The following is a 22,905-nucleotide window of genomic DNA, read 5'->3' as shown; positions in this document are numbered from 1 at the left end:
AGCCGAGCGGGGATGATTCCCCTCGCCACAACAAGCAGGTCTCCACAGTCTGTTTTCCATTGTTTTCGCGCGCAAGACACGAGGCACAGCATGCAAATCAAACTCGCCAACCCCCGTGGCTTCTGCGCCGGTGTGGACCGGGCGATCGAAATCGTCAACCGCGCCCTGGAAGTCTTCGGGCCGCCGATCTATGTGCGTCATGAAGTGGTGCACAACAAGTTCGTCGTCGAAGACCTGCGCAGCCGTGGCGCGATTTTCGTCGAAGAGCTCGATCAGGTGCCCGATGACGTGATCGTCATCTTCAGCGCCCACGGTGTTTCCCAAGCCGTGCGCAACGAAGCTGCAGGTCGTGGCCTGAAAGTCTTCGATGCAACCTGCCCGCTGGTGACCAAGGTGCACATCGAGGTCGCCAAATACAGCCGCGACGGTCGCGAGTGCATCCTGATCGGCCACGCCGGTCACCCGGAAGTTGAAGGCACCATGGGCCAGTACGATGCCAGCAACGGCGGCGCGATCTACCTCGTCGAAGACGAAAAGGACGTGGCCGCATTGCAGGTGCGCGATCCGGAAAGACTCGCCTTCGTCACCCAGACAACCTTGTCGATGGACGATACCAGCCGTGTGATCGATGCCCTGCGCACGCGCTTCCCGGCCATCGGTGGTCCGCGCAAGGACGACATCTGCTACGCCACACAAAACCGCCAGGACGCCGTCAAGCAACTGGCCGACGAGTGCGACGTGGTACTGGTGGTCGGCAGCCCGAACAGCTCCAACTCCAATCGCCTGCGCGAATTGGCTGAGCGCATGGCGACTCCGGCGTACCTGATCGACGGTGCCGAGGACCTGCAACAGAGCTGGTTCGACGGCGTCGAGCGTATTGGCATTACCGCTGGCGCGTCCGCACCGGAAGTGCTGGTCCGGGGCGTGATCCAGCAATTGCAGGCCTGGGGCGCGACCGGTGCCGACGAGCTGGCTGGCCGTGAGGAGAACATCACGTTCTCGATGCCGAAAGAGCTGCGCGTCCGTTCGATCTGACGCTTCTGCCTTTGTCGCACAGCGCCTGTTCGGTCTCCTGACTGCCCAGGCGCACGCGACCGGTCGCCGCCAGCACGATCTGCCGCTGGCTGACCGGCTCGCGCGGCGAGCAGACGTGTATTGTCCCCGCCTGAAATCGCCGTCCCGGCATCAGTGGCTGCCCCAGATGACTGAACCGCACGTAGCGGCTCACCCACCAGTTGCCGACAATCGCCACCTTCGCCTCACTGGCGCGTTCAACCAGCAGCGGATTGCTGCTGTCCTCCGGCCCCTTGCCGCTAAGATCCAGAATGATTCGCCAACCCTGACTCCAGTCGCCGTCAATGCCATGGATCACCACACTTTGATTGTGGGTCATAGCCAGGGTGCGAGCGTGGCGGATGCCCTCGAGCAGCGACTGCGCTGCGTGGTCGCGCTGAGTCGCTTGCTTGAGCGCGGCGAACACCGGGCTGACCAGCAGCAGAACAATTGCGCCAATCGCCAGTCCCATAAGCAGTTCAATCAGGCTGAAACCGTGTTGCGGCATGAAAAATCCCTCCGTGGAATGGTATGAGCAGCGCAATCCGTGCGCCGCGCAGGGCAAATCAGTCGGCGCGTGCCGAGCGAATGTTCTAGCGTGTAAAAGCAGGTATAGCCGACGGCAAGGGAGGGCACCGATGGATCTTCGTACAAAAGGTTTCACGCTGGTCGAGTTGCTGGTCGCCATTGCGGTGTTCCTGATACTGATCACGCTGGCGGTGCCGGCCTTTACCCGTACGATCCAGAGCAGCAAGGCAGATACCGAAGTCGGCGACTTGCAGCGCGCGATCAATTTCGCCCGGCTCGAAGCGATCAATCGCGGCGTGACCACGCGTCTGCGTCCGACCGCTGGCGGCAGTGTGTGGACCGGTGAGCTGGCGGTCTACGACAGTACTGGCAATCCGGCCAATGTGTTGCGGGTTGTTCCAGCGATGAGCAGCGGCGCGACTCTGACGCTACCCTCAGGAGTGACCGCACTGGATTTCAACAATCTTGGTGGTCTGGCGGCACCGTCGACGGCGGTAGTCATCGGTTACACGCTGGGCACGCAAAGCAGGACGCTGAACGTGTGTTTGAACGGACGCATTCAACTGGGTGGAAATTGCGGATGAGGGCAGGGAGCAAAAACGCACAGGAGGGCATGACGCTGATCGAAGTGCTGGTCGCGTTGCTGATTCTTACCGTCGGGCTGTTGGGCGCAGCGGCGGTGCAGCTCAATGCGCTGAAGTACACCGACAGTTCGCGGATGACCAGTCAGGCCAGTTTCATCGCCTATGACATGATGGATCGCATCCGCGCCAATTCCGGCGCCAACTACACCGTTACGCCGCCGACCTCGGGCAATCTGAGTAATGCGCGGGACCAGGACCTCTACGACTTCACCACCAATATCGCCAACTTCGGCGGCCCGACCGCGACGGGCAGCATCACCCTCAACCAGCGGGTCTACACCATCACCATTACCTGGAGCGATGCGCGCGCGGCCAACTCTGCCAGTGCCCAGCGCAGTTTCGTCCTGACCAGCCGGGCGGCGGTCGATCCGGTGGCCACGCCATGAAGCACACCAGCCGTGGTTTCGGCCTGATCGAGTTGCTGATTGCCCTGGCTTTGGGGCTGATCGTCGTGCTCGGCGTGGTACAGATTTTCATCGCCGCAAAAAACACTTACGTCAGTCAGAACAGCGCCGCAGCGATGCAGGAAGATGCGCGCTTCGTCCTCAGCAAAATGATTCAGGAAATCCGTATGGTCGGCATGTTCGGCTGCCTCGGCACCATCGTCGACTCCAGCTCAGCAGGGGATTTCAACACTGCGCAACTCATCCCGATCAGCTGGGATAACGCTAGTCTCAAGCTGACCCTGGTCACCGCCGATGTCGGCAGCGGCGGGGGAACGCCGACCTGGACAGTGATTTCCGATTGTCGCAACAGCGCGGTCGCCTACAGCGGATTGCGCAGCCCGACCACGGGGCAGATCGCGTTCCCGATCCGGCGCCTGATCTACAGCTTCAGCAATAACCAGATCCTCATGGGCACTGGCAGCGGCAATCCGGCGCAGCAAGTGCTGGTGAACAACGTCAGCGCCTTCAACGTCACATTCGGTCTGGCCAGCTCCGCGACCGACGTCGCAGCTTCAACGTACAGCAGCAACCCCGGCGATCCGGCGCGCATCCGCAGCGTGCGCCTGAGCCTGACCCTCACCGACCCGAACAATCGGGTGCGCAATCAAACCTTCAACGTGGTTGCGGCATTACGCAACCGCTTGCCATGAGGGGGCGGCGATGAGGATTTCCTTGCAACAACGTCAGGCCCAGCGCGGCATGGTCCTGTTGGTGAGCCTGGTGTTTCTGCTGTTGCTCACATTGATCGGTTTGTCCTCGATGCAGAGCGCCAACCTGCAAGAGAAAATGGCCGGCAGCGTAAGCCTGCGCAATCAATCGTTTCAGGTTGCGGAAGCGGCGTTGCGTATCGGCGAAAGTGCGGTGCAGCTGGACAGTTACTCGTTGGCGGTGTGCAGCGGCACGACCCAATGTCTGCCGCCGGCGGAGTCGTCAGTGGTCAGCTCGGCCGGGTTCAATTCGACCTCCGGGGTGACCTGGATCGCCGCCGGTAATGGCTTTTATGGCGTGCAGAACATCGGCACGACCCTGACGGCGGTGAACGTGCCGAGTAACACTTCGGCGACGTTGTATCGAGTCACTGCGGTCGGCATCGCCGGCAATTCGCGTAGCGTGGTGGAGAGTGTCTATGCGAAGTATTGAGCGCGGCCTGTCGCTGCTGATCGGCATGCTGCTGAGTTGCTACCTGGCGGCACCGGCCTGGGCTTTCACGCCTTCCGATTCGCCATTGCTGAGCGCGGCTGCGGTGGCGCCAAACGTGATGCTGCTGATCGATGACTCGGGGAGTATGAACAGCATCATCTACGCCGCCGGATTCGACCCGAACGTCAACCGCACTCCCGCCCGGCAGTGCAATGCCTTCCTCGGATTGTGCTCTGCACTCAATGCGCCGCAGATTACTGGCGACACAGTGTTTCTATCGAGCCTGCCGACTTCCGGTTGCTCGGGAGGCGCCTATGCGTTCTACAACAACAGCGTGGCGCCCTTGTGCCTCAAGCTCCCAGACCCCGTAGGCAACGAGAACACTCGGTATTCCGCCGATTACATTTCCTACATAGTCAGCCTCGCCAACAGCACCGGCACCCGAGACTTCACCACGGGGGCGATTCCCAACGATTACCGGATGAACGTGGCGCGCAACGTTTCCACCGCACTGGTGAGCAGCAACCGCACCTTGCGCATGGGCCTGTCGACATTCAATCCGGCGACCAGCAGCAACCCGGGCAACGGCGGTTTCATCGCTCGCTCGATCACCGATTTGTCACCCGTCGCGGGCAGCGTCACCCAGGCCCAGGCAGACACCAACTACAACGCGCTGATCTCATCGATCAACGGCTTGAACGCCGTGGCCAACACGCCATTGGCCGAGAGCTATTACGAAGTCACGCGCTACATGCGTGGGTTGGCGCCTTACTACAACGGCACGCCGGCGAGCTATACCAGTCCGATTCAATACCGCTGCCAGAAAAACTACGGCGTGGTGATTACCGATGGCTTGCCAACCTATGACCGTACCTTCCCGACCAACGATCCGCTGGGAGGCAGCCGGCTACCGAACTGGGATGGCGTGAATAACGATGGCGACAACCTCAACGGTGACGGTGAAGGCGACACGCTTTATCTGGATGACATCGCCAAATTCGCCTTCGACATCGACATGCGTTCGACCGGTACTGACGCAGCAGGCAAGAGCTGGAACGCGGTGGATTTTCCCCGGCAGAACATGAACACCTACACCGTGGGTTTCGCGGCGGATAACGACATGTTGTCCGACGCCGCCAGTTACGGGCAGGGCAGGTACTACCAGGCGACCGACAGCTCCGGGCTCAATGCGGCGTTATCGTCGGCATTGAGCGATATCACTTCCAAGGCCGGCTCCGGTGGTGCCGGCGTCGCCAGCAGCAGCACCTTGAGCAGTGGCAGCAGTTTTTACCAGACCACTTACGATCCCAAGGATTGGCGGGGCACGATCAGGTCGTTCGGCTTTACCTCGACCGGCACGGTAAATACCTCGGCGGCGCAATGGTCGACCGACACCACCATCGTGCCCTCTGCCACAGCGCCGACTTTCCAGTCATGGAACACCTTGAGCAACACGCCTATTGCCCTGGCACTCCTCAACTTTTCCCCGGCGCAGCAGACTACGCTGAATCAGGGGTTGCCCGCCGGAATCAACGGTAATGATCTGGTGGAGTGGAGCAAAGGGACCAACAAGGCCGGGCTCAAAGTGCGCACTGCGCTGCTGGGCGACATCATCAATTCGCCGCTGGTGCTCGCGTCGCCTTCAGACAAGACCGCATCCGATCTGACGGGTGACAGCAGTTACACCAACTACCTGACCACCAAGGCTGCGAACATGAATGCCAGTCTGGTGGTGAACGCCAACGACGGTTTCGTCAACGTGATCAATTCGGCGAACGGCACCCGCCGTTATGCCTACATGCCTTCCAGCGTGCTGCCTTCGTTGCGGCTGATCGCGGACACCAACTACGTCAACGGCGTCAGCCACAAATTTCTGGTGGATGGTCAGGTCGGCGTGTTCGATGCGCAGGCCGGTACCACCTGGAAAACCCTGGCCATTGGCGGAACGGGGGCCGGCGGCAAAACCTTCTATGGGCTGCAACTGTTCGATGCCTCGGCAGGCAACGTGATCAAGGCACTGTGGGAAGTCAGTGCGCCGGCTACGGCCAATGCGTCGAATGCTTTCAATGATCTGGGTTACGCCTACGCCCGTCCGGAAGTCGCACGCTTGGCCAATGGTCGCTGGGCGACATTCATCGCCAATGGTTACGGCAGCAATTCGGGGGTTGCAGCGTTGTATGTGCTGGATGCGCTGGATGGTTCGCTGATCAGGAAAATCGTCATCGACAGCACGGAAACCACTAACGGTCTGTCTTCGGTAAAACTCAGGGTCAATTCCTCGAACGTAGTGCAGGCTGCCTACGCTGGTGACCTGAAGGGGCGTATGTGGAAATTCGACTTGAGCGCACCCGGGGCAGAAAGCTGGGGCGTGGCGTTTGCCGGCAAGCCATTGTTCACCGCCCCGGGCGGGGCAACGCAGCCGATCACCGCGCAACCGCTGCTGGCGGATAATCCGCAGGGCGGCAAGCAGGTGTTCTTTGGCACCGGCAAGTTCAACGAGACTGCCGACAAGACCAACAAGGATCTGCAGGCGTTCTATTCAATCTGGGATGCAGAGGGTGGGGCCGGCCAAATCACCGTTAGCAGTTTGCAAGCGCAGGCGATTACCGGCTCGTTCTCCGGCAGTTCCGGGCAGTTTCTGACCACCAGCCAGAATGAAACGACGTATCCGGCAGAGAAAGGCTGGTATCTGCCGCTGGTGTACAACAACGTGCTGACCGGCGAGCGCGTGATCAATCAGGCCAGTATTGTGTTGGGACGAGTTGTTTTCACCACTGCCAGCGTCGATACCACCGACCCTTGTTCGAGTTTTGGTACGGGCCGACTGGTCGAACTCGATGCGTTCAACGGTAAGATGCTCAACTACGCCGTGATCGACACCACCGGTGACCGTTTGGTCGACAGCAACGATACGATATCCAGTGGCGTGATTTTTACCGGCGGCATTCCGACCCTGAACTTCATCTCGGCTAACGGCGAGCGCAAGGGCACGACTGACACCAGCGGCGCGGTCACGGTCATTGTGGAAAAAGGTGGCGGCGGCAGCCGTCGTATCATGTGGCGACAAATCCAGTAAGCGAGAATTTGAGGCATGCGCAGATCCAGCCGAGGTTTTACCCTGATCGAGATCATGATCGTCATCGCGATTATCGGGATCATCCTCACCATCAGCATCCCCAGCTACAACGAATACGTGAAGAAGGGCCGTCGCGCCGAAGTGGTCTCGCTGCTCTCGGAGCAGGCGCAGACCCTCGAACGCTTCTACACCCGCAACAATGTCTACACCGGCGTCACCGGACTGAGCACGGGCAATGATTTCTATACCATCACCCCGACGCTGACCGACCAGACCTTTGTGCTCACCGCGATTCGTAAAACCGGCTCGGCCATGGCCACCGACAAATGCGGGGATTTCACCCTGACCAACACCGGCGTGCGAAGCATGAACAACGCGACCACCGGAGTGACCGCCAAGGATTGCTGGGGTCGCTGACGCATTCTTTTTCGGGCGCCTTTTGCGCCCACTGTCTTTTTTACGGTTGGATCAAACATGACCAGGCAACAGCAAGTGGTGATTGTCGGCGGCGGGGTGATTGGCCTGCTCACTGCCTACAATCTCGCCTCCGAAGTGCGCAGCGTGGTGCTGCTGGATCGCTCGAATGTCGGCCAGGAATCGTCCTGGGCTGGCGGCGGCATCGTCTCGCCGTTATACCCGTGGCGCTACAGTCCGGCAGTCACCGCGCTGGCGCATTGGTCGCAGGATTTTTATCCACAGCTCGGCGAGCGCTTGTTTGCTGACACTGGCGTTGATCCTGAAGTGCACACCACTGGTCTGTATTGGTTGGATCTGGACGATGAAGCCGCAGCCATGGCCTGGGCCGCGCGGGAAAATCGGCCGCTGCGGGCTGTGGATATCTCGGCGGCACATGACGCGGTGCCGGTGCTCGGCAGCGGTTTCAGCCGAGCGATCTACATGGCCGATGTCGCCAACGTGCGCAATCCACGGCTGGTCAAATCGCTGAAAGCCGCGCTGCTGGCGCTGCCGAACGTGACGATTCACGAGCAATGCGAAGTCAGTGGTTTCGTCCGCGAGGACGAGCGCGTGGTTGGCGTGCAAACCTCCACTGGGGTGATGAGCGGCGACGAGTTTGTGCTGACGGCGGGGGCGTGGAGCGGCGATCTGCTCAAGACGCTGAACCTGACGCTGCCGGTCGAACCGGTCAAAGGCCAGATGATTCTCTACAAGTGCGCGGCTGATTTCCTGCCGAGCATGGTGCTGGCCAAGGGACGTTATGCGATCCCGCGTCGCGACGGTCACATTCTGATCGGCAGCACGCTGGAGCACGAAGGTTACGACAAGACCCCGACCGATGTAGCGCTGCAAAGCCTCAAGGCCTCGGCGATCGAATTGCTGCCGGCGTTGGCGGATGCCGAGGTGGTCGGGCACTGGGCCGGGCTGCGGCCGGGGTCGCCGGAAGGGGTTCCCTTTATTGGCCGGGTGCCGGGGTTCGAGGGGTTGTGGCTGAACTGCGGGCATTACCGCAACGGGCTGGTGCTGGCGCCGGCATCGTGTCAGTTGTTTGCCGATGTGATGTTGGGGCGAGCGCCGATTATTGATCCGGCGCCGTATGCGCCTGAGGGCCGGATTTAGTCAGAGGCTGGTAGACCGCCTTCGCGAGCAGGCTCGCTCCCACAGGAATACTCATTCCAAATGTGGGAGCGAGCCTGCTCGCGAAGGGGCCTTCAATCCAGTCCCAATTTCTTCAGCCGATAACGCATCGACCTGAACGACAGACTCAACCGCTGCGCCGCCGCCGTGCGGTTCCAGCGGGTTTCCTCCAGCGCCTGCAAAATCAGCTTCCTCTCGACGCTCTCCAGATAATCCTCGAGATTGTCGATCTGCGTCAGATCGGCCATCGCCCCGTCCGCCGTGCAATTGCCTTCGCTCAAACGCAGATCCTGCGCTTCGATCGTGCGGTTTTCACACAGGGTGTGCGCGCGTTCGAGAACATTCTCCAGTTCGCGCACGTTGCCGGGAAAGCGATAGTTCTTCAGCGCCTCCAGCGCTTGCGGGTGCAGGCGCGCTTCGGGTTGTCCGGTGTCTTTGGCCAGGCGCTTGAGTACGTGCATGGCAAGCGCCTCGATGTCGTCGCGGCGTTCGCGCAGGGACGGCACGCGCAGTTCGATGACGTTGAGCCGGTAATACAGATCCTGGCGGAAGCGTTCGGCCGAAACTTCGGCTTCAAGGTCTTTGTGCGTGGCGCAAAGGATACGCACGTCGACCACCGTTTCCTGCTGGCCGCCGACGCTGCGCACGGCTTTTTCCTGGATCGCTCGCAGCAGTTTTACCTGCATCGACAGCGGCAGGTCGGCGACTTCATCGAGAAACAGAGTGCCGCCATGGGCCGCCTGGAATAGCCCCGGCTTGTCTTCGACGGCACCGGTGAAGCTGCCTTTGCGGTGGCCGAAAAATTCGCTTTCCATCAGTTCCGACGGAATTGCCCCGCAGTTCACCGGCACAAACGGCCGGCTGGCGCGCGGGCCTTGTTCGTGAATCAGACGTGCGACCAGTTCTTTGCCGCTGCCGGATTCACCACTGATGTACACCGGCGCCTGACTGCGTGCGAGCTTGTCGATCTGCTTGCGCAGATTGGCCATCGGCGGCGAATCGCCCAGCAAGCGTCGCTCGATTGCCGTGCTCAAGCCGCCCGCTGTCGGCAGGCGCAGCGCCGAGCTGACCAGTTCGCGCAGGCGCGGCAGCTCCACCGGTTTGGTGAGGAAATCGAACGCCCCGGCCTTCAATGCATTGATGGCCGTTTCCAGGCTTCCGTACGCAGTGATCATCGCCACCGGCAGGTTTGGATCGCGTTGCTGAATGTGTTGCACGAGCTCCAGCCCGGTGCCGTCGGGCAGGCGCATGTCGGTCAGGCACAGGTCAAAGTGCTCGCGCTGCAACAGCGCCTGAGCCTCGCCCAGATTGCGTGCGCTGAAGGTCTCGAGTTTCATCCGTCCCAGGGTGATTTCCAGGAGCTCGCGGATATCCGGTTCGTCGTCGACGATTAGAATTTTTTGCCGTGGGCTTGTATTCAACTTTGTTTCCGTCCGTGAGCAAAAGTGATGCAAAAGCAGCCGCCGCCTTGGCGTGATTTGAAGTCTAGGCGTGCCTGGTTGCTTTCGCACAGCTCACGGGACAGATAAAGGCCAAGACCGGTGCCCTGGCTGCTCGTAGTGAAGAACGGCTCAAACAGATGCGCCTGTTCATCGGCCGACACGCCGGGGCCGTTGTCCTGTACTTCGAGCACTGCCAATTGGCTGTCGGGGTCGACGAACAGTGCCAGCCATACTTCGGCCTGCTCGTGCAGTTGGGCGCTGTGACGCCAGGCGTTGCGGATCAGATTGTCGAGAATCTGCCGCAGCTGGTTGGGGTCCATCAGCGTGGTGAAATCGCCGGAATTGATTCGCAGATGAATGTGCTGGCGTTCGTTGGCCTGCTCGCGGGTTTCGCCGACGAAGTCTTCCAGCCACGGCTTGAGGTCCAGCCGTTGCGGCGCGCTTTGCTGGCGGCGGGACAGTTGCAGGACGTTTTCGATGACTCGGTTCATGCGCTGGGAGTGGTCTTGAATAATCTGCGTCAGACGTCGATCTGCGCTATCGAGTTCCTCGGACTCGGCCAACAGCTGCGCGGCATGACTGATCGCGCCCAGTGGATTGCGAATTTCATGGGAGATGCCGGCGGTCAAACGCCCGAGCGCAGCGAGCTTGAGTTGCTGGGCTTGTTGGGTGATTTGCGCCAGGTCTTCGAGAAACACCAGTGTCTGCTGGTTCGGACTCTGCTCGAGAGCGATGAAGCTGGGTTGCAGCTCAAGGCCATTGCCGGGGATTTTCAGGCTCTGCGGGCGCAAGGTCGGGTTGTTGCGCCACAGTTGCAGGCGCTCGACGAGTGCTGGCGAATATTCGTCGATCAAATGACCTTGCAGGTGACTATGGCCGAGCAGACTCTGCGCACTGTGATTGGCCAGTTGCACCCGGCGTTGTTCGTCGAGCACCAGAATCCCCGTGCGCATGCGTTGTAGGATCAACGCGTTCAGCGCCTCTAGGCTGACCACTTCGCTGGCGCGCTGTTCGGCCAGGGTCTCGCTGACTTCGAGGCGACGAATCAGCCCTTGCACCAGCAATGAGGCGGCGAAGCACAGCGCGCCGAGGGTGCCGGCTTGCAGGTACGCGTTGGCGCTCAAGGGGCGGCTGAGCCCCAGCAGAAAACTCAGGCCGACAATGCCGATCGCCGCGATGGCGGCAATCAGCAGGCCGATGCGTCGGCGCAGCAGGGTGTTGCTGATTGCCACCGAGACCACCAGCAGATTGCCCAGCGCACTGGCCACGCCGCCGGCCGCGTAGAACAGGCCGCACAACAGCAGCACATCGACAAGCGCCAGGGTGAACAACTGCGCCGGGCGCCGGGTGTTTTCGAGGAACACCACCAGCAGCATATTGATGATCAGGTACAGCCAGCTGCCGCCGCGCAGCAGATCGTCGTTGGCCGACGTCAGCAGGCGGTTGTCCATGTTGCTGGAGATCAGCAACACCAGAGTGATGCCGACACTTAAACGGTACAGGTGATAAAGGCGCAGCAGACGCTGCGCCTGTTTCTGGTCGGCGTTGACGGCCTCAGCGACCACTGGCGCCCGGGCCTTGCTCGAGATGAGCCTGGCTGCAATACCACAGTTGCTGGTTGCCCAGCGCGCGGTCGCGCGGCAGGTGCACGCCGCAGTGGGCACAACGCACCATCGGCGGCGCGTCCTGTTCGCGCGACGATCGGGTGGACGAGGCGGGGGCCTTGAATTTGCGCCAGAGCCAGATGGCGGCGAAGATCAGGGCAATCCAGAACAATAAACGAAGCATGATGAGCGGCTTTTCGACTGATGATCCGGCAGTTTAGCCAAGGACCCGATCAGCGCACAGCCTATTAAAGCGCGGCAATAAAAAAGGGAGATCCGCAGATCTCCCTTTTTTCGTACAGCCGGTGTGGTCAGTCGAACACGCCGAAGGTCATGTAGCTGAACCACGAGCGATCGGTGTCGCTGGATTCCGGCTCTGGCTCTTCGATCACGTCGCCGTTTTCGTCTTTAGGCTTGAGCTCGTTCGGGATCGCATCTTTCGCGTCCTGGAACTGCTTCTGCACGTCCTGGTTGGCACGGGTTTCGCCCGGCGGCAGCGGTGGACGCGATTCGATCAGGCCCAAAGTCGCCTTGCTCAGGAACGAACGGTTGTCGGCCTCGGCTACGCGTGGCACGAACTGGCCATCTTCCAGGCTCGGGTGATCCGGGTAGTTGAGCTTCAGGGTTTCCAGGCTGGTGGCCGCCAGATCGTCGAGGTGCAGACGCTGGTAGGCTTCGGTCATCACCGCCAGGCCGTCGCCGACCGATGGGGTTTCCTGGAAGTTTTCCACGACGTACTTGCCACGGTTGGCAGCGGCTACGTAAGCCTGACGGGTCAGGTAGTAGTCGGCGACGTGGATTTCGTAGGCGGCCAGCAGGTTGCGCAGATAGATCATGCGCTGCTTGGCGTCCGGCGCGTAGCGGCTGTTCGGGTAGCGGCTGGTCAGCTGCGCGAACTCGTTGTACGAGTCGCGGGCGGCGCCCGGGTCACGCTTGGTCATGTCCAGCGGCAGGAAGCGCGCCAGCAGGCCGACGTCCTGGTCGAACGAAGTCAGACCCTTGAGGTAGTACGCGTAATCCACGTTCGGATGCTGCGGATGCAAACGAATGAAACGCTCGGCGGCAGACTTTGCAGCTTCCGGCTCGGCGTTCTTGTAGTTGGCGTAGATCAACTCCAGCTGAGCCTGATCGGCGTAGCGACCGAACGGATAACGCGACTCCAGAGCCTTCAGCTTGGCTGTGGCGCTGGTGTAGCTGTTGTTGTCCAGGTCAGTCTGAGCCTGCTGATACAGCTCGGCTTCGCTGAGGTTTTCGTCTACGACTTCCTTCGATGAGCAAGCAGCGGTCAATGCGAGGATGGCGATCAGCAGCAGGTGTTTCACTTGCATGGCGGCTTGCGTCCCTATGACGGCCGCTGTCTTGGGCGGGGCCGTCCTGTTATGATGAGCGCCCCGTTGAAAAGCCTCGGGGCAAAAGACGCCGTATTTAACCACAAGCGCGCAGCCGAAACCAAAGGCTGTGCCGACGCCCAGTCCGAGCATGTCCGATAAAATTGAACTTCGCGCAGAGGTGCCGTCCGAATTGGGCGGCCAACGCCTCGATCAAGTCGCCGCCCAACTCTTCGCTGAGCACTCACGCTCGCGCCTTTCCGCCTGGATCAAAGAAGGTCGCCTGACTGTGGACGGGGCGGTGATCCGCCCGCGCGACATTGTGCATGGCGGTGCCGTCCTTGAGCTGACTGCCGAGCAGGAAGCCCAGGGCGAGTGGATCGCCCAGGACATCGAGCTCGACATCGTCTATGAAGACGACGACATCCTGGTGATCAACAAGCCTGCGGGCCTGGTGGTGCACCCGGCCGCCGGTCACGCCGATGGCACCCTGCTCAACGCTTTGTTGCACCATGTGCCGGACATCATCAATGTCCCGCGCGCCGGTATCGTGCATCGTCTGGACAAGGACACCACCGGTCTGATGGTGGTGGCCAAGACCATTCAGGCGCAGACCAAACTGGTTGCGCAATTGCAGAGCCGCAGTGTCAGCCGCATCTATGAGTGCATCGTCATTGGCGTGGTCACCGCCGGTGGCAAGATCAACGCGCCGATCGGTCGTCACGGCCAGCAACGCCAGCGCATGGCAGTGATGGAAGGCGGCAAGCCTGCCGTCAGCCACTACCGCGTGCTCGAACGTTTCCGTTCGCACACCCACGTGCGGGTGAAACTGGAAACCGGTCGGACCCACCAGATCCGCGTGCACATGGCGCACATCAACTTCCCGTTGGTCGGCGATCCGGCGTACGGCGGGCGTTTCCGCATTCCGCCTGCGGCCAACCCGACCATGGTGGAATCGCTCAAGCACTTCCCGCGTCAGGCGCTGCACGCGCGCTTCCTTGAACTCGATCACCCGACGAGCGGTGAGCGCATGAGCTGGGAATCGCCGCTGCCGGAAGATTTCGTCTGGCTGCTGACCCTGCTCAAGCAGGATCGCGAGGCCTTCGTCGGATGAACTGGCTGACGCCGGACTGGCCTGCGCCGGCCAGCGTCAGGGCCTGTGTCACCACCCGCGAGGGTGGTGTCAGCGAGGCGCCGTTCGACAGCCTGAATCTGGGCGATCATGTCGATGATCGTCCGCAGGACGTCGCTGAGAACCGTCGACGCTTGACCGATCACTTCTCCATACAGCCTGCCTGGTTGCAGCAAGTGCACGGGATCACCGTTGCCCATGCTGATCCGGGCGTCGTTGCGACTGCAGATGCCAGTTGGACGGCAGCGCCGGGTATTGCCTGCGCGGCGATGACGGCAGACTGTTTGCCGGCATTGTTCTGCGATCGTGCCGGCACGCGTGTCGCGGCCGCTCATGCCGGTTGGCGGGGTCTGGCGGCGGGCGTGCTTGAGGCAACTCTCGACAGCCTCGATGTTCCTGCTGACGAGGTACTGGTCTGGCTCGGCCCGGCCATTGGCCCCAAAGCCTTTGAAGTCGGTCCGGAAGTACGGGAAGTCTTCATCAATCAACTGCCTGAAGCAGCAGAAGCGTTCGTACCGAGCAACAATGCCGGCAAGTTCATGGCTGATATCTATCTGCTGGCGCGCCTGCGTCTGGCTGAACGGGGTGTCACGGCTGTTTATGGTGGCGGTTTCTGCACCGTGACCGATCCGCGCTTCTTCTCCTATCGCCGTGCGTCGCGGACCGGTCGTTTCGCCTCCCTTGTTTGGCTCACCCGCTAAACTCTCTGATCTGCATCAACTCTCCGACGCTTGAATCTCCCAGAATCGACCGCATCTACAGTGGTATCTGGCAGGTTTCTTTATTCAGGATGGTTTCTTAGGTCCGGCCTGCTCAAAAGGAAGGTGACCCATGCGTATTGACCGTTTAACCAGCAAATTACAGTTGGCCCTGTCCGACGCCCAGTCGTTGGCGGTTGGCCACGATCATCCGGCCATCGAGCCGGCGCACTTGATGCAGGCCATGCTTGAACAGCAGGGCGGTTCGATCAAGCCGCTGCTGATGCAAGTCGGCTTCGACGTCAACAGCTTGCGTAAAGAGCTGACCAAAGAGCTCGATCAACTACCGAAAATCCAGAACCCGACCGGCGACGTCAACATGTCGCAGGATCTGGCGCGCCTGCTCAATCAGGCTGACCGTCTGGCTCAGCAGAAGGGCGACCAGTTCATTTCCAGCGAACTGGTGCTGCTCGCCGCGATGGACGAGAACAGCAAGCTCGGCAAGTTGCTGCTCGGCCAAGGCGTGAGCAAGAAAGCCCTGGAAAACGCGATCAACAACCTGCGTGGTGGCGAAGCGGTAAATGACGCCAACCACGAAGAGTCGCGGCAGGCACTGGATAAATACACCGTCGATCTGACCAAACGCGCCGAAGACGGCAAGCTTGATCCGGTGATCGGCCGCGACGACGAAATCCGTCGCACCATTCAGGTTCTGCAACGCCGCACCAAGAACAACCCGGTGCTGATCGGTGAACCTGGCGTGGGTAAAACCGCAATCGCCGAGGGGCTTGCGCAGCGCATCATCAACGGCGAAGTGCCGGACGGCCTTAAGGGCAAGCGCCTGCTGTCGCTGGACATGGGCGCGCTGATTGCCGGCGCCAAGTATCGCGGTGAGTTCGAAGAGCGCCTGAAATCGTTGCTCAACGAACTGTCGAAGCAGGAAGGGCAGATCATTCTGTTCATCGACGAACTGCACACCATGGTCGGCGCCGGTAAAGGCGAAGGCTCGATGGACGCTGGCAACATGCTCAAGCCTGCGCTGGCTCGCGGCGAGTTGCACTGCGTCGGCGCGACCACGCTCAACGAGTATCGCCAATATATAGAGAAGGATGCGGCGCTCGAGCGGCGTTTCCAGAAAGTCCTGGTGGACGAGCCGAGCGAAGAAGACACCATCGCCATTCTGCGTGGCCTCAAGGAACGTTACGAGGTTCACCACAAGGTGGCGATCACCGACGGCGCGATCATCGCTGCGGCCAAGCTCAGCCATCGCTACATCACGGATCGACAGCTGCCGGACAAGGCCATCGACCTGATCGACGAGGCGGCCAGCCGTATCCGCATGGAGATCGACTCCAAACCGGAAGTACTCGATCGTCTGGAGCGGCGCCTGATTCAGCTGAAGGTGGAATCCCAGGCGCTGAAGAAAGAAAGCGACGACGCGGCGAAGAAACGCCTGGAAAAACTCCAGGAAGAAATCGAGCGTCACGAGCGTGAGTATTCCGATCTGGAGGAAATCTGGAACTCGGAGAAAGCCGAGGTGCAGGGTTCTGCGCAGATTCAGCAGAAGATCGAACAGTCGCGCCAGGAACTGGAAGCCGCGCGCCGTAAAGGCGACCTGAATCGCATGGCCGAGTTGCAATACGGGGTGATCCCCGATCTGGAACGCAGCCTGCAAATGGTCGACCAGCACGGCAAGAGCGAGAACCAGTTGCTGCGCAGCAAGGTGACTGAAGAAGAGATTGCCGAAGTCGTGTCGAAGTGGACTGGCATCCCGGTGTCGAAAATGCTCGAAGGCGAGCGCGACAAGCTGATGAAAATGGAGAGCCTGTTGCACAAACGGGTAATCGGTCAGGAAGAAGCGGTCGTGGCTGTGGCCAATGCCGTGCGGCGTTCCCGCGCCGGACTGTCCGACCCGAATCGTCCGAGCGGCTCGTTCATGTTCCTCGGCCCGACCGGTGTCGGTAAAACCGAGCTGTGCAAGGCGCTGGCCGAATTCCTTTTCGATACTGAAGAGGCGATGGTGCGGATCGACATGTCCGAGTTCATGGAGAAACATTCCGTGGCTCGTCTGATCGGTGCGCCACCAGGCTACGTCGGCTATGAAGAGGGCGGTTACCTGACCGAAGCGGTGCGTCGCAAGCCGTACTCGGTGATCCTCATGGACGAAGTCGAGAAGGCGCACCCGGATGTGTTCAACATCCTCCTGCAAGTGCTTGAGGATGGCCGTCTGACCGACAGTCACGGGCGTACGGTGGACTTCCGCAACACGGTGATCGTGATGACGTCCAACCTCGGGTCGATGCAGATCCAGGAACTGGTCGGTGATCGTGAGGCGCAGCGTGCTGCTGTGATGGACGCGCTGACCTCGCACTTCCGTCCTGAGTTCATCAACCGCGTTGACGAAGTGGTGATCTTCGAGCCGCTGGCGCGGGATCAGATCGCCGGCATTACCGAGATCCAGTTGGGCCGCCTGCGTAGCCGCCTGGCCGAGCGCGAGCTGAAGCTGGAGCTGAGCCCGGAGGCGATGGACAAGCTGATCGCCGTCGGTTACGACCCGGTGTATGGCGCACGTCCTTTGAAACGGGCGATCCAGCGCTGGATCGAAAACCCGCTGGCGCAGTTGATCCTGTCGGGTCATTTCATGCCGGGCGACACCGCCACCGGCAAGGTCGAGAACGACGAAATCGTTTTCGGCTAAGCCTCAGCGGCAATGAAACCGGGAAGGCCTCGCATTGCGAGGCCTTTTTTTCGCCAGGCTGTTGAACTCAAAGGAAAAGGCTTGTAAAGTGCGCCCCGCAGTCAGTCACCGGCAGCGTTTCAACCCACCGGGTTGGAATCTGAAATAAGTTGCAAATCATTAACTTGAAAGCAATTTAGGGGGTTGACAGAGGTGTTCTAGGTTGTAGAATAGCGCGCCTCAGACACACGAACGCAGCGATGCGAACGGGTGGCGAGATGCAACAAAGCTTCACCGTTGTAAATTGAAATGTGTAGTTCCGTGATAGCTCAGTCGGTAGAGCAAATGACTGTTAATCATTGGGTCCCAGGTTCGAGTCCTGGTCACGGAGCCAATTTCAAACCGGGGTATAGCGCAGTCCGGTAGCGCGCCTGCTTTGGGAGCAGGATGTCAGGAGTTCGAATCCCCTTACCCCGACCATTTTTGGGTCGTTAGCTCAGTTGGTAGAGCAGTTGGCTTTTAACCAATTGGTCGTAGGTTCGAATCCCACACGACCCACCATTTTTGAAACCAGTTTGCGCTGGGATCGAATCTTAAGATCAGAGGCCAAAAGCGCTGATCGAAGAAGGCGATCTTTGAAAGGTCGCCTTTTTTTTACCGGGGTATAGCGCAGTCCGGTAGCGCGCCTGCTTTGGGAGCAGGATGTCAGGAGTTCGAATCCCCTTACCCCGACCATATTGAAAATCCTCGTATCGAAAGATGCGGGGATTTTTTTTGCCTGCTGAAAGGCGAATCCCTTCAAGTCGTCATACAACCTGCCGATAGCCCGCTAACACGAGGGGACTGCCAACGCTTCGCCCCTTGATCTGGCCATTACAAGAATAAGGGCGTTCGTCATGTTGCTTCGTCAGTTGAATATTGCTCCCCGGGCTGCCCTGGGATTTGCCCTGATCGCGGTGTTGGTGGCCTTGCTCGGCGTGTTTGCGCTGGGGCAGATGTCGAGCATTCGCGACAGCGAGGTGGCGGTGGAGAACCGCTGGTTGCCGAGCATCCGTGGCGGCGACGAGATCCGCGAACTGATGCTGCGCATCCGCACCATCTCCCTGCGCATGGCGCTCGATCAGGATCCGGCCAATATCGCCACCTATCGCGGCCAGATGGACACCCGCGACAAGGAACTGAGCGAGAAAATCGCCGCCTACGACAAACTGGTCGACACTGCCGAAGGTCAGCAGCTGTATGACCAGTTCAAGAAAACCTTCGCCGCCTATCGCACCGGCATCGCCCAGTCATTCACCCTTGCCGAGCAAGGCAAGCGTGACGAGTTGACCAAATTGTTGCTGGTTGACATGAAGACCGTGGTCGACGGCTCCGGCAAGCAACTCAACGATCTCGCCGATCTGTTCGCCCGCCAGGTCGCCGCCGAAAGCGAGAAGTCCGCCGCGCATTATGAAACCTCGCGGACCATCGTCAGCCTGTTCATTGGATTGGCAGCGCTGGCCACAGTGGCGCTGGCGATGTTGCTCACGCGCAGTATCGTGCGCCCGCTGAGCAGCGCTGTGGATGCCGCTGAAAGTGTCGCCAAGGGCGATCTCACGCGGCCGATCGAAACCCATGGCAACGACGAAGTCAGCCGCTTGCTCAAAGCCTTGGCGACGATGCAACAGAACCTGCGCGAGACCCTGCAAGGTATCAGCGGCTCAGCCACACAACTGGCCACCGCCGCTGACGAACTGAGCGCCGTCACTGTCGACAGCACCCAAGGCCTGCAAGAGCAGAACAACGAAATTGAACAAGCTGCCACTGCGGTCAACGAGATGACCGCTGCGGTGGAGGAGGTCGCGCGCAACGCGGTGTCGACGTCCGATGCCACGCGCCAGTCCAGTCAATCAGCGCAATTGGGCCAGGAGCGCGTCAGCGAAACCGCCAGCGCGATCAATGCCCTGGCCAGTGATGTGCAAAACACCGGCGAGCTGGTGCAGTCGCTGGCCAATCAATCGCAAGACATCGGCAAGGTTCTGGACGTGATTCGCGCAATCGCTGAGCAGACCAATCTGCTGGCGCTCAACGCTGCCATCGAGGCAGCACGCGCGGGCGAAAGCGGTCGCGGCTTTGCGGTGGTAGCCGATGAGGTGCGCGCGCTGGCGTATCGCACCCAGCAATCGACGCAGGAAATCGAACAGATGGTGCAAGGCATGCGCAGCGGTTCGAGCCAGGCGCTGGAGTCAATGCAGGCCAGCGCATCTCGTGCGGCGAGTACGCTGGTTCTCGCAGAGCGGGCAGGTGAGGCGTTGGTGACGATCACGGCGTCGGTGCACGAGATTCACGAGCGCAACCTGGTGATCGCCAGCGCCGCCGAGGAGCAGGCGCAAGTGGCGCGGGAAGTGGATCGCAATCTGGTGAACATTCGCGACCTGTCGGTACGTTCGGCTGCGGGGGCTGATCAGACCAGCGCATCGAGCCACGAACTGTCGCAACTGGCCAATGCGCTACAGGGCATGGTGCGACGCTTTCAGCTCTGATGAACAGAGATCAATTGCAGGCCTTCGCCTGCTGATTTGCGCACAACACGAAACAATGTGGGAGCGAGCCTGCTCGCGAAGGGGCCGGATCATTCAACGACAGTGTTGACAGACCCACCGCTTTCGCGAGCAGGCTCGCTCCCACAGGTTGGCGCTTTAGTGCAGTTTCAGACGCGGTTCGGTGCCACGACCAATCTTGCTCCCCAGCATCAACATCGCTGTGCGAAACGGCCCGTACAGCGCCATCTGGTGCATACGGTACAGCGACACATAGAACATCCGCGCCAGCCAGCCTTCGAGCATGACGCTGCCGGTCAGGTTACCCATCAAGTTACCCACAGCAGAAAAACGCGACAGTGAAATCAGCGAGCCGTAGTCGGTGTATTTGTACTCCGGCAGGGTCTTGCCTTCGATGCGCAATTTCAGCGACTTGGCCAGCAGCGACGCCTGTTGGTGTGCCGCTTGTGCCCGTGGCGGCACGTTGCGATCGGTGCCCGGTTGCGGGCAGGCCGCGCAGTCGCCGAAGGCAAAGATGTTTTCGTCGCGAGTGGTTTGCAGAGTCGGCAGCACTTGCAGCTGATTGATGCGGTTGGTCTCCAGACCGTCGATGTCCTTGAGGAAGCCCGGTGCGCGAATGCCGGCAGCCCAGACTTTCAGGCTGGCCTTGATCTCGTTGCCATCGGCGGTGATCAGGCTGTCGGCAGTCACTTCGCTGACTGCTGCGTTGGTCATCACATTGACCCCGAGCTTCTCCAGGGTTTTGTGCACCGGCCCGCTGATGCGCTCCGGCAGGGCAGGCAGCACCCGTGGGCCGGCTTCGATCAGCGTGATGTGCATGTTTTCCGGTTTGATCCGGTCCAGACCATAAGCGGCCAATTCATGGGCGGCGTTGTGCAGCTCTGCCGCCAGTTCGACGCCAGTGGCGCCAGCGCCGACGATGGCCACGCTGATCTGCTCGACCACGTCGGTCTGCCCGGCGTGGGCGCGCAGATAATGATTGAGCAATTGCTGGTGGAAGCGCTCAGCCTGTTTGCGTGTATCGAGGAACAGACAATGCTGCGCCGCGCCCTGGGTGCCGAAATCGTTGGTGGTGCTGCCGACGCTGATCACCAGCGAGTCATAAGCCACTTCACGCGCCGGTACCAGCTCGACGCCGTTTTCGTCATAGGTCGCGGCCAACTGGATTTTCTTCTGCGCACGATCAAGCCCGCTCATGCGCCCAAGCTGGAACTCGAAGTGGTTCCATTTCGCCTGGGCGACATAGTTGAGTTCGTCTTCGGAGGAGTTCAGGGAACCGGCGGCCACTTCGTGCAGCAGCGGTTTCCAGATGTGGGTCAGGTTCGCGTCGACCAGCATCACGCTGGCCGTGCCGCGCTTGCCCAGAGTCTTACCCAGACGGGTAGCCAACTCCAGACCGCCGGCGCCGCCGCCGACAATGACAATACGATGGGACATAGGGATAACTCGCAAGGTTTTTAAAGGAAATCGGTGCGGTTACCCGAGGGAGCGCAAGGCAGCTCATAACGTCAGGTAACTGATAAATCGGCTCAACAGGCCCAGACCAATGGTCACTGCCAGCACCAGCACCAGGAGCATCCAAGGCCGGAAAGGCCGGCGCTCGACACGGTGTTGGGACAATTGCAGGTACTCTTCGACATGCTTTTGGTCTTCGGGGTTCAGGCGGCTGGTCATATTTGCCTCGTCAGGTAGACGTTACTGAATGAGCACAGGCTACAGCGGTTTTCAGCCCGGATTGAACGCAGCGTAGCCGCTGCCCGGGACCGGTTCGACGCACACGCTATCGTCGAGGCGAATGATGCCGCTTTGTAACACCCGGGCGGTGATCCCGCCATGCCCGCGCACGGCTTGAAAAGTGCCCGGGCCGAGATTGTTCTGCAAACGTGCGCAGGGCTGACACCAGCCAGTGGTTTCGAGTATCGCTTGCCCGATGCGAAAGCGCCGCCCCTTCAGGCTAAACAAATTGATTCCGCTTATAACGAGATTGCGCCGCAGATCTTCAGGCCGGACCGGCTCGTCATCGGGACGGCCCATCAATGCGTTGATTACCGCCAGGTGCTCCCACTGAATCAGCGTCACCTGTCGCGCATTGCGAACGCCCGGGCGGGCGTGGTCGCCGGTGAGCCCGGCTTCCAGCCGCGCCTCGACCGCGTCCAGCTCAAGCATCGGCCCACGGGATTCTGGACGCACACCGATCCAGCGCACACGACCGGTTTGCGGAACCTCAGCGATCAACTGCTGCAGCGGCGTCACAGGCTGATACCCACGTCGAACACAATGCTGCGGCCGAGGTTGCTGCGCAGAAAGTCCGGCGCGTCGGGATGAGCAAACAGCACCCTGGCGAATGTCGGGCCGACCAGCGACAGCGAGCGCCAGCCCTGACGCAGATATTCGGTCGGTGGCGGGAAATGACTGTTGAGATCCAGCACTTCGCGCTTGAGGCTGGCGAAGGCGATGATGTCCAGTTCACCCAGATCCATGCCGCGTTCCTTGTAGTTGTGCGCCTTCTTGCGCAGGGTTGGCGCCAGACGCAGGAGAAATTCATTGGCCGGGATGCGCTTGGGTTTGGCTTCGCGGCGCACCAGTTGGCTCAGGGAGAACGCACTGCGCCGACGCTGCAATTCGTCGCGCCATTCATCATTGAGACGGCGGCCTTCGTCGAGGACGAAAAAAACTTCGAAATTGGCATCGCGGAACAACACGTCCGGCGGCTCACCGGCCGGGGCGAATTCGTCGGCGCGGTAGGGGATGTTCAGACCTTGCAGCAGGCGCTGGCAGACCCAACGCTCACGCTCCCATTTGCGGGCATTGGACAGGAACGCGTTGGCTTGCTCGGCCGCGATGGTCAGCAGGCGTAAATAATCTGAATCATCCATAAGCCCAAGCTTAGCGTCCAAATGCGACAAGCAGATAGCTTTGCATCGGCTCAGACATAAACGTCGCGCGATTGCGCCCTTGTAGGAGCTGCCGAAGGCTGCGATCTTTTGCTTTTATAAACAAGATC

General features: G+C 60.5%; 21 protein-coding genes and 4 tRNA genes. 16 read left to right on the top strand and 9 right to left on the bottom strand.

All coding sequences use genetic code 11. From position 1 onward, the window contains the following. Positions 1 to 90 precede the first annotated feature (90 nt). Complete coding sequence (gene ispH, locus AB4N85_RS17635; protein WP_016773129.1) at positions 91 to 1,035, top strand: 4-hydroxy-3-methylbut-2-enyl diphosphate reductase; 945 nt, start codon at positions 91 to 93, stop codon at positions 1,033 to 1,035. Here the strand turns inward: ispH and AB4N85_RS17630 are convergent. Further along, entirely contained in the window at positions 992 to 1,561 is a 570-nt protein-coding gene (locus AB4N85_RS17630) for a GspH/FimT family pseudopilin (RefSeq protein ID WP_460065253.1), read from the bottom strand. The genes ispH and AB4N85_RS17630 overlap by 44 nt on opposite strands. 130 nt (positions 1,562 to 1,691) lie before the next feature. Between AB4N85_RS17630 and AB4N85_RS17625 the strand changes: the two genes are divergently transcribed. From AB4N85_RS17625 to thiO, 7 genes are read left to right on the top strand one after another with little or no spacing between them, the layout of a single operon-like run. Continuing rightward, complete coding sequence (locus AB4N85_RS17625) at positions 1,692 to 2,165, top strand: GspH/FimT family pseudopilin (protein ID WP_041477800.1); 474 nt, start codon at positions 1,692 to 1,694, stop codon at positions 2,163 to 2,165. Beyond that, a complete protein-coding gene (gene pilV / locus AB4N85_RS17620; protein ID WP_024014356.1) occupies positions 2,162 to 2,611 on the top strand; it encodes a type IV pilus modification protein PilV in 450 nt (149 codons plus the stop codon). Before AB4N85_RS17625 ends, pilV begins: the two co-directional genes overlap by 4 nt. After that, entirely contained in the window at positions 2,608 to 3,321 is a 714-nt protein-coding gene (locus AB4N85_RS17615; RefSeq protein WP_353188951.1) for a PilW family protein, read from the top strand. The genes pilV and AB4N85_RS17615 overlap by 4 nt, the downstream gene beginning before the upstream one ends. Positions 3,322 to 3,331: 10 nt before the next feature. Further along, the gene (locus tag AB4N85_RS17610; RefSeq protein ID WP_353188950.1) at positions 3,332 to 3,811 is read left to right on the top strand and encodes a pilus assembly PilX family protein; all 480 of its coding nucleotides are present in this window, start codon (positions 3,332 to 3,334) and stop codon (positions 3,809 to 3,811) included. Further along, positions 3,798 to 6,887 (top strand): pilus assembly protein, encoded by a 3,090-nt coding sequence (locus AB4N85_RS17605; RefSeq protein ID WP_353188949.1) that lies wholly within the window; start codon positions 3,798 to 3,800, stop codon positions 6,885 to 6,887. Before AB4N85_RS17610 ends, AB4N85_RS17605 begins: the two co-directional genes overlap by 14 nt. 15 nt (positions 6,888 to 6,902) lie before the next feature. Beyond that, entirely contained in the window at positions 6,903 to 7,304 is a 402-nt protein-coding gene (locus AB4N85_RS17600) for a type IV pilin protein (RefSeq protein ID WP_252868305.1), read from the top strand. Between the two features lie 57 nt (positions 7,305 to 7,361). After that, complete coding sequence (gene thiO / locus AB4N85_RS17595) at positions 7,362 to 8,462, top strand: glycine oxidase ThiO (RefSeq protein ID WP_252868304.1); 1,101 nt, start codon at positions 7,362 to 7,364, stop codon at positions 8,460 to 8,462. Between the two features lie 92 nt (positions 8,463 to 8,554). On the opposite strand, the gene AB4N85_RS17590 is transcribed toward thiO, so the two are convergent. The 4 genes from AB4N85_RS17590 to AB4N85_RS17575 form a co-directional block, all read right to left on the bottom strand. Further along, positions 8,555 to 9,901 carry a sigma-54-dependent transcriptional regulator gene (locus AB4N85_RS17590; protein WP_252868303.1) on the bottom strand — a complete coding sequence of 449 codons (1,347 nt, stop codon included), beginning with the start codon at positions 9,899 to 9,901 and terminating at the stop codon, positions 8,555 to 8,557. Next, complete coding sequence (locus AB4N85_RS17585; RefSeq protein ID WP_150742245.1) at positions 9,898 to 11,487, bottom strand: sensor histidine kinase; 1,590 nt, start codon at positions 11,485 to 11,487, stop codon at positions 9,898 to 9,900. The genes AB4N85_RS17590 and AB4N85_RS17585 overlap by 4 nt, the downstream gene beginning before the upstream one ends. Continuing rightward, positions 11,477 to 11,710 carry a PP0621 family protein gene (locus AB4N85_RS17580; RefSeq protein ID WP_252868302.1) on the bottom strand — a complete coding sequence of 78 codons (234 nt, stop codon included), beginning with the start codon at positions 11,708 to 11,710 and terminating at the stop codon, positions 11,477 to 11,479. Before AB4N85_RS17580 ends, AB4N85_RS17585 begins: the two co-directional genes overlap by 11 nt. A gap of 127 nt (positions 11,711 to 11,837) precedes the next feature. Then, on the bottom strand, positions 11,838 to 12,854 hold the full coding sequence (locus AB4N85_RS17575) for an outer membrane protein assembly factor BamD (protein WP_056790462.1): 1,017 nt from the start codon (positions 12,852 to 12,854) through the stop codon (positions 11,838 to 11,840). Positions 12,855 to 13,005: 151 nt separating this feature from the next. Here AB4N85_RS17575 and rluD point away from each other — a divergent pair, with 151 nt between their 5' ends. The 8 genes from rluD to AB4N85_RS17535 all read left to right on the top strand — a co-directional run bounded on the left by rluD (position 13,006) and on the right by AB4N85_RS17535 (position 19,883). Next, on the top strand, positions 13,006 to 13,968 hold the full coding sequence (rluD, locus tag AB4N85_RS17570; RefSeq protein WP_016773140.1) for a 23S rRNA pseudouridine(1911/1915/1917) synthase RluD: 963 nt from the start codon (positions 13,006 to 13,008) through the stop codon (positions 13,966 to 13,968). Continuing rightward, positions 13,965 to 14,687, top strand: a complete 723-nt coding sequence (gene pgeF, locus AB4N85_RS17565) for a peptidoglycan editing factor PgeF (RefSeq protein WP_056790460.1) — start codon at positions 13,965 to 13,967, stop codon at positions 14,685 to 14,687. The genes rluD and pgeF overlap by 4 nt, the downstream gene beginning before the upstream one ends. Before the next feature lie 130 nt (positions 14,688 to 14,817). Further along, a complete protein-coding gene (gene clpB / locus AB4N85_RS17560) occupies positions 14,818 to 17,382 on the top strand; it encodes an ATP-dependent chaperone ClpB (RefSeq protein ID WP_073475480.1) in 2,565 nt (854 codons plus the stop codon). Positions 17,383 to 17,679: 297 nt separating this feature from the next. Continuing rightward, a tRNA-Asn gene (locus AB4N85_RS17555) sits at positions 17,680 to 17,755 on the top strand. Between the two features lie 9 nt (positions 17,756 to 17,764). Continuing rightward, positions 17,765 to 17,841: transfer RNA gene (locus AB4N85_RS17550), tRNA-Pro, on the top strand. A gap of 5 nt (positions 17,842 to 17,846) precedes the next feature. Further along, a tRNA-Lys gene (locus AB4N85_RS17545) sits at positions 17,847 to 17,922 on the top strand. Positions 17,923 to 18,019: 97 nt separating this feature from the next. Next, positions 18,020 to 18,096: transfer RNA gene (locus tag AB4N85_RS17540), tRNA-Pro, on the top strand. 161 nt (positions 18,097 to 18,257) lie between these two features. Beyond that, positions 18,258 to 19,883: a methyl-accepting chemotaxis protein gene (locus AB4N85_RS17535; protein ID WP_041477812.1), complete on the top strand. Its 1,626-nt coding sequence runs from the start codon at positions 18,258 to 18,260 to the stop codon at positions 19,881 to 19,883. Positions 19,884 to 20,039: 156 nt separating this feature from the next. Here AB4N85_RS17535 and AB4N85_RS17530 read toward each other — a convergent pair whose 3' ends face one another. The 4 genes from AB4N85_RS17530 to AB4N85_RS17515 form a co-directional block, all read right to left on the bottom strand. Then, positions 20,040 to 21,338 (bottom strand): NAD(P)/FAD-dependent oxidoreductase, encoded by a 1,299-nt coding sequence (locus AB4N85_RS17530; protein WP_016773144.1) that lies wholly within the window; start codon positions 21,336 to 21,338, stop codon positions 20,040 to 20,042. 63 nt (positions 21,339 to 21,401) lie between these two features. Beyond that, positions 21,402 to 21,575, bottom strand: a complete 174-nt coding sequence (locus tag AB4N85_RS17525; RefSeq protein ID WP_007909875.1) for a DUF3094 domain-containing protein — start codon at positions 21,573 to 21,575, stop codon at positions 21,402 to 21,404. 51 nt (positions 21,576 to 21,626) lie between these two features. Next, positions 21,627 to 22,154, bottom strand: coding sequence for an MOSC domain-containing protein (locus AB4N85_RS17520; RefSeq protein WP_252868301.1), 528 nt, complete (start codon positions 22,152 to 22,154; stop codon positions 21,627 to 21,629). Then, the gene (locus AB4N85_RS17515) at positions 22,151 to 22,777 is read right to left on the bottom strand and encodes a DUF1780 domain-containing protein (RefSeq protein ID WP_007909887.1); all 627 of its coding nucleotides are present in this window, start codon (positions 22,775 to 22,777) and stop codon (positions 22,151 to 22,153) included. The genes AB4N85_RS17520 and AB4N85_RS17515 overlap by 4 nt, the downstream gene beginning before the upstream one ends. Positions 22,778 to 22,905 lie beyond the last annotated feature (128 nt).

The organism is Pseudomonas sp. H1_G08, assembly GCF_054681355.1.
The sequence above is the reverse complement of the archived record's forward strand: the minus strand, read 5'-3'. Positions and strand labels throughout refer to the sequence as shown.